This is a genomic window from Pseudomonas sp. ML96 (genome assembly GCF_000761545.1).
Classification (GTDB): Bacteria; Pseudomonadota; Gammaproteobacteria; order Pseudomonadales; family Pseudomonadaceae; genus Aquipseudomonas.
Genome location: NZ_JPMY01000015.1, coordinates 20503 through 34537 on the forward strand (window position 1 = coordinate 20503; position 14035 = coordinate 34537).

A 14035-nucleotide genomic window follows, 5' to 3' on the forward strand; every position below is an offset into this window, starting at 1 on the left:
CATTTTGGCCGCAATTATCCCTTTGTTGGCCGCCGTTATCGTTCACCCGACTCACCGGGCCGGCCAACAATTCGCCCAGCCCTTAGAGGAGAACAACAAGATGCTGACCTACTACAGCGACGACCACCGCCTGCACCACGCCCAGGGCGAGATGGTCGGCGGCGAATTCAAACCCTGCTTCGAGATGCCGGCGCGTGCCGACCATGTGCTGGCGCGGGTGCGCGAGCGCAATATCGGCGAAGTGCTGGCGCCGCGCGATTTCGGCCTGGCGCCGATCGCCCGTATCCACACCGCCGACTACCTGGACTTCCTGCAGAAGGCCTGGGCCGGCTGGGCCGCCCAGGGCAACACCGCCGACTTCCTGCCCGGCGTGTTCCCCGCCCGGCATATGCGCGCCAAGCGGCCCAACGATCTCTATGGCCAGTACGGCTTCCACAGCTTCGACTGTTTCGCGCCGATCACCGCCGGCACCTGGCAGGCCGTGTACACCTCGGCGCAGATCGCCCTCAGCGGCCAGGCCGAGATCGCCGCCGGCGCCCACAGCGCCTTCGCCCTGTGCCGCCCACCGGGTCACCACGCCAGCGCCGACGTGATGGGCGGCTACTGCTATCTGAACAACGTGGCCATCGTCGCCCAGGCCTTCCTCGATCAGGGCGCCGCGCGCGTGGCCATCCTCGACGTCGACTACCACCACGGCAACGGCACCCAGTCGATCTTCTACGACCGCGACGACGTACTGGTGGCCAACATCCACGGCTGCCCGAGCTTCGAGTACCCGCACTTCCTCGGCTATGCCGACGAGACCGGCGCCGGCCGCGGCGAGGGCTTCAACCTCAACCTGCCGCTGGCTGCCGGCAGCGCCTGGGACCTCTGGGGCGCCGCCCTGGAAACCGCCTGCCAGCGCATCGCCGCCTACGGCCCGGACGTGGTGCTGGTGTCGCTTGGCGTCGACACCTACCAGAACGACCCGATCTCCAGTTTCAAGCTGGACAGCCCGGACTACCTGCGCATGGGCGAACGCATCGCCGCGCTGGGCAAGCCGACGCTGTTCGTCATGGAAGGCGGCTATGCGGTCGCCGAAATCGGCATCAACGCCGTCAACGTGCTCGAAGGTTTCCAGGGCGCCTGACGCGCCCTGCACAGGAGAACAACAAGATGAAGAAACTGCTCGCCGCCGCACTCTGCGGCCTGACCCTGGCCGGCACCGCCCAGGCCGCCGACCGCGAACTCAAGGTCTACAACTGGTTCGACTACATCACCCCGGAGACCCTGACCAAGTTCAAGCAGGACAGCGGCATCAAGCTGACCTACGACATCTTCGACACCAACGAGGCGCTGGAAGCCAAGCTGCTCACCGGCAACTCCGGCTATGACCTGGTGGTGCCGTCCAACGTGTTCCTGGCCAAGCAGGTCGAGGCCGGCGTGTTTCAGAAACTCGACCGCAGCAAGCTGCCCAACTGGCAGCACCTCGACCCGCAGCTGATGAAGCTGATCGAGGCCAACGATCCGGGCAACCAGTACGCCGTGCCCTACATGTACGGCACCGTGCTGATCGGCTTCAACCCGGACAAGGTCAAGGCCGCCCTCGGCGCCGACGCCCCGGTGGACAGCTGGGACCTGATCTTCAAGGAAGAGAACATCGCCAAGCTGCAGCAGTGCGGCGTGGCCCTGCTCGACTCGCCGTCGGAAATCCTGCCGCTGGCCCTGCACTACCTGGGCCTGCCGCCGAACAGCAAGGAGCCGGCCGACTATGCCAAGGCCGAGCAGCTGCTGAGCAAGATCCGCCCGCACGTGCGCTACTTCCACAGCTCCAAGTACATGAGCGACATCGCCAACGGCGAGATCTGCGTGGCCGTGGGCTACTCGGGCAGCTTCTCGCAGGCCGCCAACAACGCCAAGCAGGCGAAGAACGGCGTGACCGTGGACATGCGCCTGCCCAAGGAAGGCGCGCCGATCTGGTTCGACATGATGGCGATTCCGAAGGACGCGAAGAACATCGACGAAGCCCACGCCTTCATCAACTACCTGCTGCAGCCGCAGGTGATCGCGCCGATCTCCGACTTCGTCGGCTACCCCAACCCGAACAAGGACGCCACCGCGCTGGTCGCCGAGTCGATCCGCAACAACCCCAACCTGTACCCGACCGCCGAGGCCATGCAGAAGCTCTACACCCTCGAGCCGCTGCCACGCGCCGCCGAGCGTGCGCGTACCCGCGCCTGGAGCAAGATCAAGACCGGCAACTGAGCCGTTCGCGCAACACCCGAGACCGGCCACTGGCCGGTCTTTTTTTGCCCAGCGCAGCGGCAACTGACGAAGCGCTTGGACAAGCCGGCAGGCGACTGCTTAGTTCACTGGTCAGGACCACAGGCGCAACGCACGCCGACACCTGCCAGGAGCACACCGATGAACAAACTGCCGATCGCCGCCGCCTTGCTCGTCATGGGCAGCGCCCATGCCGCCAGCCTGCCGAAATTCGAGGTCACCTGCCCCACCGATCTGGCCGTGCGCGCCGACGCCGGCGGCCCGGTGTTCATCAACGACAAGAAGGCCATCCTCAGCAAGTTCAGCGAGCAGTACTACGAGGCCAAGGCCGAGGGCGTGACCATCTCCATCAGCCTGGATGGCAAAGCCACGCCCACGGTGTCCTACACCGGCAAGCAGGGCGCCAACGGCATTTGCGAGAAGCAGGAAGAAAACACCGAGCCGGCCCCGGCGGACGAGGCGGAGCCGCAGGGCTAGCCCTCACTCGCCGCGGATGTACTGTTCCAGGTGCTGGATCAGGCCATCCTGTTCGGCCAGCGTTTCCTTGATCAGATCGCCGATGGACAGCAGGCCGAGCAGGCGCTCGCCCTCCACCACCGGCAGGTGGCGCAGATGGCCGTCGGTCATCAGGCTCATGCACTCGCGGATGCTCTGCCGCGGCTGCACCGTCACCACCGGCACGCTCATCACCTCGCGTACCGCCGTGCCGATCGACGAACGCCCCTGCAGCACGCCTTTGCGCGCGTAGTCGCGCTCGCTGACGATGCCGACCAGGCGGCCCTGCTCGGTTACCGGCAGGGCGCCGACATTGTGCTCGGCCATCAGCTGCAGCGCTTCGAGCATGCTCGCCTCGGCGGCTACGGTGTGGACGTTCTGCTGCGTCTTGCTGCCGAGCATCTGCGCTACGGTCTTCATGCGAATCCCCCTTGTCCTGTGTTCGCGTCTGTGGGGCGAAGCATCGGGCAAGGGGGCCTGCGCGGGCCAACCGGAGATTTTCATGGCGACCATTGAGAAATTCACTGGCGCCATGGCTTCTCAGAACCTGAATTGCGATCTTCTGAATTAGAGCCAGGCAAGACCTCGGCGGCCCCGCGAAAACGGCTGAGAAAGCGCAGTTTACGAGCGGTAAATGAGCATTTCGAAGCTGTTTCTAACGCGGCATGGCCGCCAGTCAGGAGATCGCAATCAGGTTCTCAGTCGAGCAGCTGGCTGAAGCCTTTGTCGGCCTCCAGAACCTCCGGCAGCTTGTCGAACAGCGCATCGAGGTCGATGCCCTCGCACAGTGGGCTGTCCAGCTCCTCGCGGGTCTTGGCCAGGTCGCCGTTGTGCTGGCGCAGCGCCTCGGCGATCAGCACCGCCTGCGCCACCAGACGTGGCAGCGGCATGTCCACCGGTGCCTGGTGCGGGCGGGTCTGCAGGGCGATGGCCTGCTGGATCACTTCCGGCAGCTGCCAGCGCCGCGCCAGTTCGGCGCCGACCTCGGGGAAGCCGAAGCCCAGTTGCAGGGTCTCCAGCGCCACGCGGCCGGCCGCATCGGTCTTGCCACTGCGGTTGAGGCGCGCCGCCAGCTCGGGGGCGCCGGTCTGGATCAGCAGCTCGCCGATGTTATGCATCATGCCGCAGGTGAACGCCGTTTCCATCGCCACGCCACGGGTCTTGGCCAGCAGGCGACAGAGGCTCGCCACCTGGAAGCTCTGCAACCAGAAGCCCTTGAGGTCGAAGCCAGAATCGGTCTTGAAGGCGCCGGTCACCGCCGAAGCCAGCACCAGGGTGCGCAGGGTGTTGAAGCCCAGGCGCGAGGCGGCGTCCTCGACGCTGTGCGCCTCGCGGGCACCGCGAAAGCGCGCCGAGTTGGCCAGGCGCAGGACCTTGGCGGCGATCACCGGGTCGAGGTTGATGTTGCGCGCGACCGCATCGAGGTTGGTGTTGGGGTTATCGAACTGCTGGATCAGGTCCTGGGCGACCTTGGGAATGCTGGGCAGGCTGTGTAGCTGGGAAAAGAGACTGTCGATATCCATGAAGGGTGTTCTCCGGCCTGCGGAAAAAAGGAAGGTGGGACTGAAAACATTAGTCAGCCCCACTGCCTCGCACCCTGCCTTTCGTCGGCGTCAGGCCATCGCGCGGCGAATGTCGGCCGCCAGCTCGCGCACCCGCGCCTCTTCGGTGTCCCAGCTGCACATGAAGCGCGCGCCGCCGGCACCGATGAAGGTGTAGAAACGCCAGCCCCAGCCGCTCAGGCGCTCGAGGGCGGTTTCCGAGAGCTGCAGGAACACACCGTTGGCCTCGACCGGGAACATCAGGCTGACGCCTGGCACATCCGCCACCAGCTCGGCCAGCAGGCGCGCGCAGCGGTTGGCGTGATTGGCATAGCGCAGCCAGGCGTCGTCCTGCAGCAGGCCGACCCAGGGCGCCGACAGGAAGCGCATCTTCGAGGCCAGCTGGCCGGCCTGCTTACAGCGATAGTCGAAGTCCTCGGCCAGATCCCTGTTGAAGAACAGGATGGCCTCGCCTACCGCCATGCCGTTCTTGGTGCCGCCGAAGCACAGCACGTCGACGCCGGCCTTCCAGGTCACTTCGGCCGGGCTGCAGCCGAGCGATGCGCAGGCATTGGAGAAACGCGCGCCGTCCATATGCAGGTTGAGCTTCAGCTCCTTGCACACCTGGCTGATCGCCGCGACCTCGTCCGGACGGTAGACGGTGCCGACCTCGGTGGCCTGGGTCAGGGTCACCACGCGCGGTTTCGGGTAGTGGATGTCCTGGCGCTTGAGGGCGACCTCGCGGATCGAATCCGGGGTCAGCTTGCCCTGCTCGGTGCGCGCGGTGAGCAGCTTGGAGCCGTTGGAGAAGAACTCCGGCGCGCCGCATTCGTCGGTCTCGACGTGGGCAGTCTCCGAGCAGATCACGCTGTGGTAGCTCTGGCACAGGCTGGACAGGGCCAGGGAGTTGGCGGCGGTGCCGTTGAAGGCGAAGAACACCTCGCAATCGGTCTCGAACAGCTGGCGGAACTGGTCGGCGGCGCGCGCCGTCCAGCTGTCGTCGCCGTAGGCGCGTTCATGGCCGCGATTGGCCTCGGCCATGGCGGCCCAGGCTTCCGGGCAGATGCCGGAATAGTTGTCGCTGGCGAATTGCTGGGTATGGTCGGTCATGGGGATTTCCTTGTGGGAGCACCGATTACTTTAGTCCGGCCCTGTTGGCCGAAAAGGGAACCCGTGAGGCGTCGTGAGCCTGACGAACGGGCAATAACAGATCCGCGGTAAATCGCAGAACAAAAATAACTGTATCGCTCGCTAACTGCCGATTATTCCATCCAGCGCAGTGAAAAATGATGGATTTTCGACAATGGCGAGAGCTTTCGCTTGGCACCAGTACAGTTGCGCACATAGGAACAGAACAGTTGCCAAGCAGGCTAATTATCAGCCCTGCAATTTAGCCCAGCTGTGCCTACGAAATCGACCACATAGTCAGGAAAATACACTCCAGCAGTACACCACTCTCACCCCGCCAGACAGCGGAAGGAAGCAGCACCATGGAACGCGCACTGAGTTCCGACCTGATGTTCCACCAACAGAATCCCGCCAGCGGTGGCAACCTGCCGCTGCGTGCCCTCGGTACCTTGCTGCTGTGGCAGCGCCGTATCAGCAGCCGTCGCGAGCTGGCCAAGCTCGACGAGCGCCTGCTCACCGACGCCGGCATCAGCACCTACGACCGCGCCATCGAGGTCAGCAAGCCGTTCTGGCGCTGAGTCGTAGCACGCTACACAGCAAGGGAAGCCAAGCGCTTCCCTTTTTTGTGCCTGTCCGCCAGGCATCGCCAAGCCAGAAGCAAGCCGCTATATTGCGCCGCCGCCACGCCGGCCATCTGCCATCACGCCAAGTAGTACAAGGAAGTAATCGATGTCTCTCTGCAGGACCGCCGCGCTGTTCGCGGCCACTCTGGCTATCACCGGCTGCTCGACCGCCGCCTGGTTCAAGCTGCCGGAAAACAGCACCCTGGTAATCAACGAGCGCCAGATCAAGAACAACCTGGGCCTGGTGAAGACCCGCCCGTTCTCCTGGGGCGCCAGTGGCGGCGTGCCGTATCGCCTGCAGGACGATCAGGCCAACACCCTGCAGAGCGGCAAACTGCGCACGCGCTTCCGCGTGGGCTCGATCTTCTGGCCGCCAGTCGCCATCGCCTACTGGCCGATGGGCTTCCGCTACCGTTGCTACGACCTGACCGGCGCCGAACCGCAAGCCTGCACCAAGCAGGATCTGATCACCCTGCGCCGCAGCTACCGCATGCACAACTAAAATCGCGCCCATAAAAAAGGGGGAGCCCAAGGCTCCCCCAGTGGGACTTGCTCGTTACGCCGTCAGGCGATTTCCACCAGCACCTCGCCCGGGTTGACCCGGTCGCCCTTGGCCACGTGGATGGCCTTGACGGTGCCAGCAATCGGCGCCTGCACTTCGGTTTCCATCTTCATCGCCTCGGTGATCAGCACGGCCTGACCGGCCTTGACCGTGTCGCCCTCCTTGACCAGCACATCGACGATGTTGCCCGGCATGGTGGTGCTGACATCGCCCGGCGCGCTGGCGTGCTTGCGCTTGCCACCAGCACCGCCGGCGACGAAGTCGTTGAGCGGCTCGAACACCACCTCTTCCGGCATGCCGTCGATGGACAGGTAGAAGTGGCGCTTGCCGTCGCCCTTCACGCCCACGCCGGTGATGTCCACGCGGTAGCTCTCGCCGTGCACGTCGACCACGAACTCGGTCGGCACGCCCTCACCGCCCGGCGCGGCCACGCCGCCGGCCTCGGGAATCGGCAGCAGCACTTCCGGAGTCAGGGTGCCGGCGGCGCGCTCCTCGAGGAACTTGCGGCCGATATCGGGGAACATGGCGAAGGTCAGCACGTCCTCTTCGGACTTGGCCAAGCTGCCGATGTCCTCGCGCAGCTTGGCCATCTCCGGCTTGAGCACGTCGGCCGGGCGCACATCGATGACTTCTTCGCTGCCGATGGCCTGCTTGCGCAGCGCCTCGTTGACCTTGCCCGGCGCACGGCCGTAGCGGCCCTGCAGGTACAGCTTCACCTCGTTGGTGATGGTCTTGTAGCGCTCGCCGGCCAGCACGTTGAATACCGCCTGGGTGCCGACGATCTGCGAGGTCGGCGTGACCAGGGGCGGGAAGCCGAGGTCTTCGCGCACTTTCGGGATCTCGGCGAATACTTCGTTGATGCGGTTGAGCGCGCCCTGCTCCTTCAGCTGGTTGGCCAGGTTGGACATCATGCCGCCCGGTACCTGGTTGACCTGTACACGGGTGTCGACCGCGGTGAATTCGCTCTCGAACTGGTGGTACTTCTTGCGCACGGCATGGAAGTACATGCCGATCTCCTGGATCAGCGCCAGGTCCAGGCCGGTGTCGTATTCGCTGCCACGCAGAGCGGCGACCATCGACTCGGTGCCCGGGTGGCTGGTGCCCCAGGCGAAGCTGGAGATGGCGGTGTCGATATGGTCGGCACCGGCCTCGATGGCCTTGAGCTGACACATCGAGCCCATGCCGGCGGTGTCGTGGCTGTGCACGAACACCGGCAGGTCGACCGCGCCCTTTAGCGCCTTGACCAGCTCGGCGGTGGCATACGGGGTGAGCAGGCCGGCCATGTCCTTGATCGCAATGGAGTCGATGCCCATGGCCTGCATGGCCTTGGCCTGGGTGACATAGGCCTCGACCGTATGCACCGGGCTGGTGGTGTAGCTCAGGGTGCCCTGGGCGTGCTTGCCGGCGGCCTTCACCGCCTCGATGGAGACGCGCAGGTTACGCACGTCGTTCATCGCGTCGAAGATGCGGAACACATCGATGCCGTTGACCGCGGCCTTGGCCACGAAGGCACGCACCACGTCGTCGCTGTAGTGGCGGTAGCCGAGCAGGTTCTGCCCGCGCAGGAGCATCTGCAGGCGGGTGTTGGGCAGCGCAGCCTTGAGCTTGCGCAGGCGCTCCCACGGATCTTCCTTGAGGAAGCGCACGCAGGCGTCGAAGGTGGCACCGCCCCAGACTTCCAGCGACCAGTAGCCAACCTTATCCAGCTTGTCGCAGATCGGCAGCATGTCCTCGGTGCGCATGCGCGTGGCGATGATCGACTGGTGGGCATCACGCAGGATGGTGTCGGTAACAGTAATTCTTTTCTGGTTAAGAGACTTGGTCATGTTCTGATCCCTACAGGCCGGCGTGGGCGGCAATGGCGGTGGCGATGGCGATGGCCAGGTGCGACGGGTTGCGCTTGATCGAGTACTGGGTCAGCTCCGGGTGGGCCTCGACGAAGCTGGTGTTGAACTGGCCGCTGCGGAACTCGGGGTTGCGCAGGATTTCCTGGTAATACGGCGCGGTGGTGCGCACGCCCTGCACGCGCATGTCGTCAAGGGCGCGCAGGCCGCGATCCATCGCCTCTTCCCAGGTCAGTGCCCAGACGATCAGCTTCAGGCACATGGAGTCGTAGTAGGGCGGGATGGTGTAGCCGGTGTAGATCGCCGTGTCGGTGCGCACGCCAGGGCCGCCGGGCGCGTAGTAGCGGGTGATCTTGCCGAACGAGGGCAGGAAGTTGTTCTTCGGGTCCTCGGCGTTGATGCGGAACTGCAGGGCGAAGCCGCGGTACTGGATGTCTTCCTGCTTGATCGACAGCTCCAGGCCGGAAGCGATGCGGATCTGCTCGCGGACGATGTCGATGCCGGTGATTTCCTCGGTGATGGTGTGCTCCACCTGCACCCGGGTGTTCATCTCCATGAAGTACACCTCGCCCTCGGCGAGCAGGAACTCCACGGTGCCGGCATTCTCGTAGCCCACCGCCTTGGCTGCGCGCACGGCGAGGTCGCCGATATAGGCGCGCTGCTCGGGGGTCAGCTGCGGGCTGGGGGCGATCTCGATGAGCTTCTGGTTGCGGCGCTGGATCGAGCAGTCGCGCTCGAACAGGTGCACGGTGTTGCCGAAGCTGTCGGCGAGAATCTGCGCCTCGATGTGCTTCGGATTGACGATGCATTTCTCCAGGAACACTTCGGCACGGCCGAAGGCCTTGCTCGCCTCGGAGATCACCCGCGGGTAGGCCTGCTCCAGCTCCTCGCGGCTGTTGCAGCGGCGGATGCCGCGGCCGCCACCACCGTTGGTGGCCTTGAGCATCACCGGGTAGCCGATGCGGTCGCCTTCACGCAGCGCTTCTTGGATGTCCGCCACGTTGCCTTCGGTGCCCGGCGTGCAGGGCACACCGGCGGCGATCATGCTGCGCCGCGCCTCGGTCTTGTCGCCCATGCGGCGAATCACTTCCGCCGACGGGCCAATGAACTTGATCCCGCGCTCGGCGCAGATTTCCGCCAGCTCGGCGTTCTCCGAGAGGAAGCCGTAGCCGGGATGGAGGGCGTCGCAGCCGGTCTCCACAGCCAGGTTCACCAGCTTGCGCGGGTTGAGGTAGCCGGCCAACGGGTCGTCGCCGATGCTGTGCGCCTCGTCGGCACGCTTGACGTGCAGCGCCTGGCGGTCCGCCTCGGAATACACGGCCACCGAGCGGATGCCCATCTCGGCGCAGGCGCGCACGATGCGGACGGCAATCTCGCCACGGTTGGCGATGAGGATCTTCTTGATCACGAGCCTGGTTCCTCGATCACGTGAGCACACGACCGTTGCGAGGCGGTCGACGGGTGACCGCACAACCCGCGGCGGTCTTGCTTCTAAGCTAGCTCCGTCGATGAATTACCCAAAATCAATAATTGTTGTGATAGCCATTAGCAAAGACTTATAGTTGCGCCAAAGTCAGTCGCCAGCGAGTCGATAAAAATGCGCAAGTCATTGATGAGAATGACTTTTCGTCAGCTGCAGATTTTCCGCTCGGTGTGTGAAAGCCGCTCCTACAGCCGTGCCGCCGAGGAAATGGCGCTGACCCAGCCGGCGGTCAGCCTGCAGATTCGCCAGCTGGAGGAGCTGCTCGGCCAGCCGCTGTTCGACTACGTGGCCAAGAAGCTCTACCTGACTCCCGCCGCCGAAGCCCTGCTGCGCGCCAGTGAGGACGTGTTCGGTCGCCTGGAAGCGCTGGACATGCAGCTCTCCGACCTGCAGGGCTCGCTGCAAGGGCAGCTCAGCCTGGCCGTGGAGTCCAGCGCCAAGTACCTGGTGCCGCACCTGTTCGCCGCCTTTCGCGAACAGCATCCTGAGGTCAGTCTGCAGCTGGTGGTGGTCAACCACGCCCAGGCGGTACGCCGCCTGTCGGTCAGCCGTGATGACCTGCTGATCATGTCGCAGCCGCCCGGCGACCAGGCCCTGGATTTCTTCCCCTTCCTCAACAACCCGATCATCGCCGTGGCACCGCCGCAGCACCCGCTGTGCTCGCTGGAGAAGCTGCGCCTGAGCGACCTCAGCACCTTCCCGCTGCTGCTGCGCGAGGTCGGCTCGGGCACTCGGCGCGCCTGCGAGGAGTACTGCCACCAGAAGCGTGCGCACTTCGCCCAGACCCTGGAAGTGGGCTCCAGCGAGGCGCAGATCGAGGCGGTGATCGCCGGCCTCGGCCTGGCCCTGCTGCCGCGTCACGCCGTGCGCCTGGAGCTGGTCCAGGGCCTGCTGCGCGAGCTGCCGGTGGAAGAGTTGCCGCTACAGCGAAGCTGGTGCGTGGTACACCCGCGCGGCAAGCACCTGTCGCCGGTGGCGCAGGCCTTTCGCGACTTCATTCGTGGCGAGCGGGCGCAGATCGCCGCGCTGGAGCAGCGCTTCAGCGCCCTGGGCAGCTAGGCGGCGCGCGGCCGGGCAAGCGCCGGCAGCTCGGCATAGTCACCCAGTTGCTGCTGCAGCCGGCGATGCTCGGCGTACTCCTCAATGGCACGGCGGAACGCCATGCGGCGCTGGTCCTCCAGCTTGCGGCGGGTCTTGCTGTCATGGGCGGGTTCGTCGAGATGCAGGTCCATCGCGGGGCTCCTGGTCCGATTGCCGGGAGCCCAGCTTGCCTGCCCGGGCATGACGCGCCGAAGGCGCGGCGATGAACCTTGCGTGACCGTTCTGCGGCAGAGCCGCGGACGCCCCTCAGTCCTCGGCGCTGCGCACCGACTTGGGCGACAGGCGCAGGCTACGCAGGCTGCGCTTGACGCTCTTGAGGTGGTTGACCAGGTCCGGGCCACGGGCCATGGCCACACCCATGGCCAGCACGTCGATCACCACCAGGTGGGCGATGCGCGAGGTCAGCGGGGTGTAGATCTCGGTGTCTTCCTGCACATCGATGGCCAGGTTGACGTGAGACAGGTCGGCCAGCGGCGTCTGCCCCGGGCACAGGGTGATCAGCGTGGCGCCGGACTCGCGCACCAGGTTGGCGGTGATCAGCAGGTCCTTGGAGCGGCCGGACTGGGAGATGCAGATGGCCACATCGTTGGGCTTGAGCGTCACCGCGCTCATCGCCTGCATGTGCGGGTCCGAGTATGCCGCCGCGGTCAGCAGCAGGCGGAAAAACTTGTGCTGGGCATCGGCCGCCACCGCACCGGAGGCGCCGAAACCGTAGAACTCGATGCGCTGGGCGTTGGCGATGGCGTTGATGGCCTTCTCCAGCTCGCGCGGATCGAGGCGCTCGCGCACCTCCATCAGGGTATGCAGGGTGGTGTCGAAGATCTTCAGGCTGAAGTCCGCCACCGAGTCCTCTTCGTGGATGGCGAACTGGCCGAAGCTCGCTCCCGCCGCCAGGCTCTGTGCCAGCTTCAGTTTGAGGTCCTGGAAGCCGCTGCAGCCGATGGCGCGGCAGAAGCGCACGATGGTCGGCTCACTGATACCGACTTCGTGGGCGAGGTCGGCCATGGAGCTGTGCATCACCGCCGAAGGGTCCTGCAGGACGTGATCGGCAACCTTCAGTTCGGACTTGCGGAGCAGGTGACGGGACTGGGCGATATGCTGCAGAAGATTCACAGGCAGGACTCTGTTGTCGGCTCGATGGGAACCACTGGGCAAGACGGCCAGCCGGCTCGCTGCGGTTTCACTCAGCCTGTTATGATCGGGCTGTAGTGAGCTTGTAGTTATACTACATGAACGCCCACCCCGCACAGGCAAACCGGCCCGGAGGCCTCTCGTTGAACAGCCCTTGTGACATGCTGGTGTTTGGCGGTACCGGCGACCTGGCCCTGCACAAGCTGCTCCCGGCGCTCTACCACCTGCATCGCGACGGCCGCCTGAGCCCCGACATGCGCATCCTGGCGGCGGCGCGCAACGTGCTGAACCGTGCCGAATACCAGTCCCTGGCCGAGCGCCGGGTACGCGCCCAGGTCGCCCGCAGCGACTTCGACAACGACACCTGGGCCAGCTTCGCCGCACGCCTCGACTACTTCGCCATGGACCTGTCGCACACCGCCGAATTCGGCCGCCTCGGCAAGTTCCTCGGCGCCAGCGCGCATGATCGCGGGCGCATCTACTACCTGGCCACCGCGCCCGACCTGTTCGAATCCATCGCCGAGAACCTGGCCATCGCCGGGCTGGCCGGCAGCGACACGCGCATCGTGCTGGAGAAGCCGATCGGCCGCTCGCTGGAGTCGGCCCGCGAGATCAACGCCGCCATCGGCGCGGTGTTCAGCGAGGCCCAGGTGTTCCGCATCGACCACTACCTGGGCAAGGAAACGGTGCAGAATCTGATGGCGCTGCGCTTCGCCAACGCCTTGTTCGAGCCGATCTGGCGCGCCGGGCACATCGACCATGTGCAGATCAGCGTCAACGAGACCCTCGGCGTGGAAAACCGCGGCGCCTACTACGACCACGCCGGCGCCATGCGCGATATGGTGCAGAACCACCTGCTGCAGCTGCTCTGCCTAGTCGCCATGGAGGCGCCGGTGCGCTTCGACGCCGAGTCGGTGCGCAACGAAAAGGTGAAGATCCTCGAGGCGCTGAAGCCCATCGCCGGCCTCGACGTGCACGACAAGACCGTGCGCGGCCAGTACGTGGCCGGCAAGATCGGCGGGCAGGAAGTGCCGGCCTACTACTTCGAGAAACAGGTCGACAACGACAGCGATACTGAGACCTTCGTCGCCCTGCAGGCGGAGATCGACAACTGGCGCTGGGCCGGCGTGCCCTTTTACTTGCGCACCGGCAAGCGCATGGCGAAGAAACGCTCGGAGATCGTCATCCAGTTCAAGCCGGTGCCGCACCGCCTGTTCGAAGGCACCCAGGCCAACCGCCTGGTCATCAGCCTGCAGCCGGAAGAACACATCACCCTGCAACTGATGGGCAAGAGCCCGGGCAAGGGCATGCGCCTGACGCCGATGGAGCTGGATCTCAACCTGGCCCAGGTCTTCCCGCAGAAGCGCCGCTGGGACGCCTACGAGCGCCTGCTGCTGGACGTGATCGAGGGCGACTCGACGCTATTTATGCGCCGCGACGAAGTGGAAGCGGCCTGGTCCTGGGTCGACCCGATCATCAAGGGCTGGCAGGACAACTACCAGGACCCACGCCCCTACGCCGCCGGCAGCAATGGCCCGGAGCAGGCCAATACCCTGCTGGAACTGGCCGGCCGCGAGTGGGAAGACTGAGCTGCGCAGCTTTCTGCGCACTCATCCCTCTCGTCCCCGCTCCACGTCCCATCCCGCGCTCATCTGGCGCCCTGCGCAAGCCCCTGCACAGCCTTGCGCCAGTTGTTGCACAACCTTTGGTGACCTGGCGCACAGGCTCTCTTTATGGCCTTGCCTAGATTGGCTGTAAGCCGCGCCACTGCTGGCCAGAGAGCGCCTGGCACGCCCCTTGTACTCCTCCGTGCTCCCGGACCGATCCGGTCCTCGTCTCAATGCAAGGAGCGCAACATGCCAACA

Annotated in this window: 14 protein-coding genes; 7 read left to right on the top strand and 7 right to left on the bottom strand. The window is 65.3% G+C overall.

The window, feature by feature from the left end:
- Positions 1–100: 100 nt before the first annotated feature.
- From IP89_RS11645 to IP89_RS11655, 3 genes are all read left to right on the top strand, one after another.
- Positions 101–1129 carry a histone deacetylase family protein gene (locus IP89_RS11645; protein ID WP_043309691.1) on the top strand — a complete coding sequence of 343 codons (1029 nt, stop codon included), beginning with the start codon at positions 101–103 and terminating at the stop codon, positions 1127–1129.
- Between the two features lie 26 nt (positions 1130–1155).
- Complete coding sequence (locus IP89_RS11650) at positions 1156–2244, top strand: polyamine ABC transporter substrate-binding protein (protein WP_043309692.1); 1089 nt, start codon at positions 1156–1158, stop codon at positions 2242–2244.
- 159 nt (positions 2245–2403) lie between these two features.
- Positions 2404–2739: a hypothetical protein gene (locus tag IP89_RS11655; protein ID WP_052081050.1), complete on the top strand. Its 336-nt coding sequence runs from the start codon at positions 2404–2406 to the stop codon at positions 2737–2739.
- 3 nt (positions 2740–2742) lie between these two features.
- Here the strand turns inward: IP89_RS11655 and IP89_RS11660 are convergent, their stop codons facing one another.
- The 3 genes from IP89_RS11660 to IP89_RS11670 all read right to left on the bottom strand — a co-directional run bounded on the left by IP89_RS11660 (position 2743) and on the right by IP89_RS11670 (position 5408).
- On the bottom strand, positions 2743–3177 hold the full coding sequence (locus IP89_RS11660) for a CBS domain-containing protein (RefSeq protein ID WP_043309694.1): 435 nt from the start codon (positions 3175–3177) through the stop codon (positions 2743–2745).
- A gap of 278 nt (positions 3178–3455) precedes the next feature.
- Positions 3456–4280, bottom strand: coding sequence for an HDOD domain-containing protein (locus IP89_RS11665; protein ID WP_043309696.1), 825 nt, complete (start codon positions 4278–4280; stop codon positions 3456–3458).
- A gap of 90 nt (positions 4281–4370) precedes the next feature.
- On the bottom strand, positions 4371–5408 hold the full coding sequence (locus tag IP89_RS11670) for a low specificity L-threonine aldolase (RefSeq protein WP_043309697.1): 1038 nt from the start codon (positions 5406–5408) through the stop codon (positions 4371–4373).
- Positions 5409–5788: 380 nt separating this feature from the next.
- On the opposite strand from IP89_RS11670, the gene IP89_RS11675 reads away from it, so the two are divergent.
- Positions 5789–6004 carry a DUF1127 domain-containing protein gene (locus tag IP89_RS11675; RefSeq protein ID WP_043309699.1) on the top strand — a complete coding sequence of 72 codons (216 nt, stop codon included), beginning with the start codon at positions 5789–5791 and terminating at the stop codon, positions 6002–6004.
- 151 nt (positions 6005–6155) lie between these two features.
- Entirely contained in the window at positions 6156–6551 is a 396-nt protein-coding gene (locus tag IP89_RS11680) for a hypothetical protein (protein WP_043309700.1), read from the top strand.
- Positions 6552–6613: 62 nt separating this feature from the next.
- On the opposite strand, the gene oadA is transcribed toward IP89_RS11680, so the two are convergent.
- Positions 6614–8437, bottom strand: coding sequence for a sodium-extruding oxaloacetate decarboxylase subunit alpha (gene oadA / locus IP89_RS11685; protein ID WP_043309701.1), 1824 nt, complete (start codon positions 8435–8437; stop codon positions 6614–6616).
- A 10-nt stretch (positions 8438–8447) separates the two neighbouring features.
- Complete coding sequence (locus IP89_RS11690; RefSeq protein ID WP_043309702.1) at positions 8448–9863, bottom strand: acetyl-CoA carboxylase biotin carboxylase subunit; 1416 nt, start codon at positions 9861–9863, stop codon at positions 8448–8450.
- A gap of 189 nt (positions 9864–10052) precedes the next feature.
- Here IP89_RS11690 and IP89_RS11695 point away from each other — a divergent pair, with 189 nt between their 5' ends.
- Positions 10053–10997, top strand: a complete 945-nt coding sequence (locus tag IP89_RS11695; RefSeq protein ID WP_043309703.1) for a LysR family transcriptional regulator — start codon at positions 10053–10055, stop codon at positions 10995–10997.
- Here the strand turns inward: IP89_RS11695 and IP89_RS23365 are convergent.
- A complete protein-coding gene (locus tag IP89_RS23365; RefSeq protein ID WP_156115040.1) occupies positions 10994–11170 on the bottom strand; it encodes a PA3496 family putative envelope integrity protein in 177 nt (58 codons plus the stop codon). The two genes, IP89_RS11695 and IP89_RS23365, sit on opposite strands and share 4 nt — an antisense overlap.
- Positions 11171–11285: 115 nt before the next feature.
- On the bottom strand, positions 11286–12152 hold the full coding sequence (gene hexR / locus IP89_RS11700) for a transcriptional regulator HexR (protein WP_043309704.1): 867 nt from the start codon (positions 12150–12152) through the stop codon (positions 11286–11288).
- A 116-nt stretch (positions 12153–12268) separates the two neighbouring features.
- Between hexR and zwf the strand changes: the two genes are divergently transcribed.
- The gene (zwf, locus tag IP89_RS11705) at positions 12269–13759 is read left to right on the top strand and encodes a glucose-6-phosphate dehydrogenase (RefSeq protein WP_177326868.1); all 1491 of its coding nucleotides are present in this window, start codon (positions 12269–12271) and stop codon (positions 13757–13759) included.
- Positions 13760–14035 lie beyond the last annotated feature (276 nt).

What these genes read in the sequence shown, in the direction of transcription:
- IP89_RS11645 (WP_043309691.1), top strand. Translation starts at nt 101, where the DNA reads ATGCTGACCTACTACAGCGACGACCACCGCCTGCACCACGCCCAGGGC.
- IP89_RS11650 (WP_043309692.1), top strand. Translation starts at nt 1,156, where the DNA reads ATGAAGAAACTGCTCGCCGCCGCACTCTGCGGCCTGACCCTGGCCGGC.
- IP89_RS11655 (WP_052081050.1), top strand. Translation starts at nt 2,404, where the DNA reads ATGAACAAACTGCCGATCGCCGCCGCCTTGCTCGTCATGGGCAGCGCC.
- IP89_RS11660 (WP_043309694.1), bottom strand. Translation starts at nt 3,177, where the DNA reads ATGAAGACCGTAGCGCAGATGCTCGGCAGCAAGACGCAGCAGAACGTC.
- IP89_RS11665 (WP_043309696.1), bottom strand. Translation starts at nt 4,280, where the DNA reads ATGGATATCGACAGTCTCTTTTCCCAGCTACACAGCCTGCCCAGCATT.
- IP89_RS11670 (WP_043309697.1), bottom strand. Translation starts at nt 5,408, where the DNA reads ATGACCGACCATACCCAGCAATTCGCCAGCGACAACTATTCCGGCATC.
- IP89_RS11675 (WP_043309699.1), top strand. Translation starts at nt 5,789, where the DNA reads ATGGAACGCGCACTGAGTTCCGACCTGATGTTCCACCAACAGAATCCC.
- IP89_RS11680 (WP_043309700.1), top strand. Translation starts at nt 6,156, where the DNA reads ATGTCTCTCTGCAGGACCGCCGCGCTGTTCGCGGCCACTCTGGCTATC.
- oadA (WP_043309701.1), bottom strand. Translation starts at nt 8,437, where the DNA reads ATGACCAAGTCTCTTAACCAGAAAAGAATTACTGTTACCGACACCATC.
- IP89_RS11695 (WP_043309703.1), top strand. Translation starts at nt 10,053, where the DNA reads ATGCGCAAGTCATTGATGAGAATGACTTTTCGTCAGCTGCAGATTTTC.
- IP89_RS23365 (WP_156115040.1), bottom strand. Translation starts at nt 11,170, where the DNA reads ATGGACCTGCATCTCGACGAACCCGCCCATGACAGCAAGACCCGCCGC.
- zwf (WP_177326868.1), top strand. Translation starts at nt 12,269, where the DNA reads ATGAACGCCCACCCCGCACAGGCAAACCGGCCCGGAGGCCTCTCGTTG.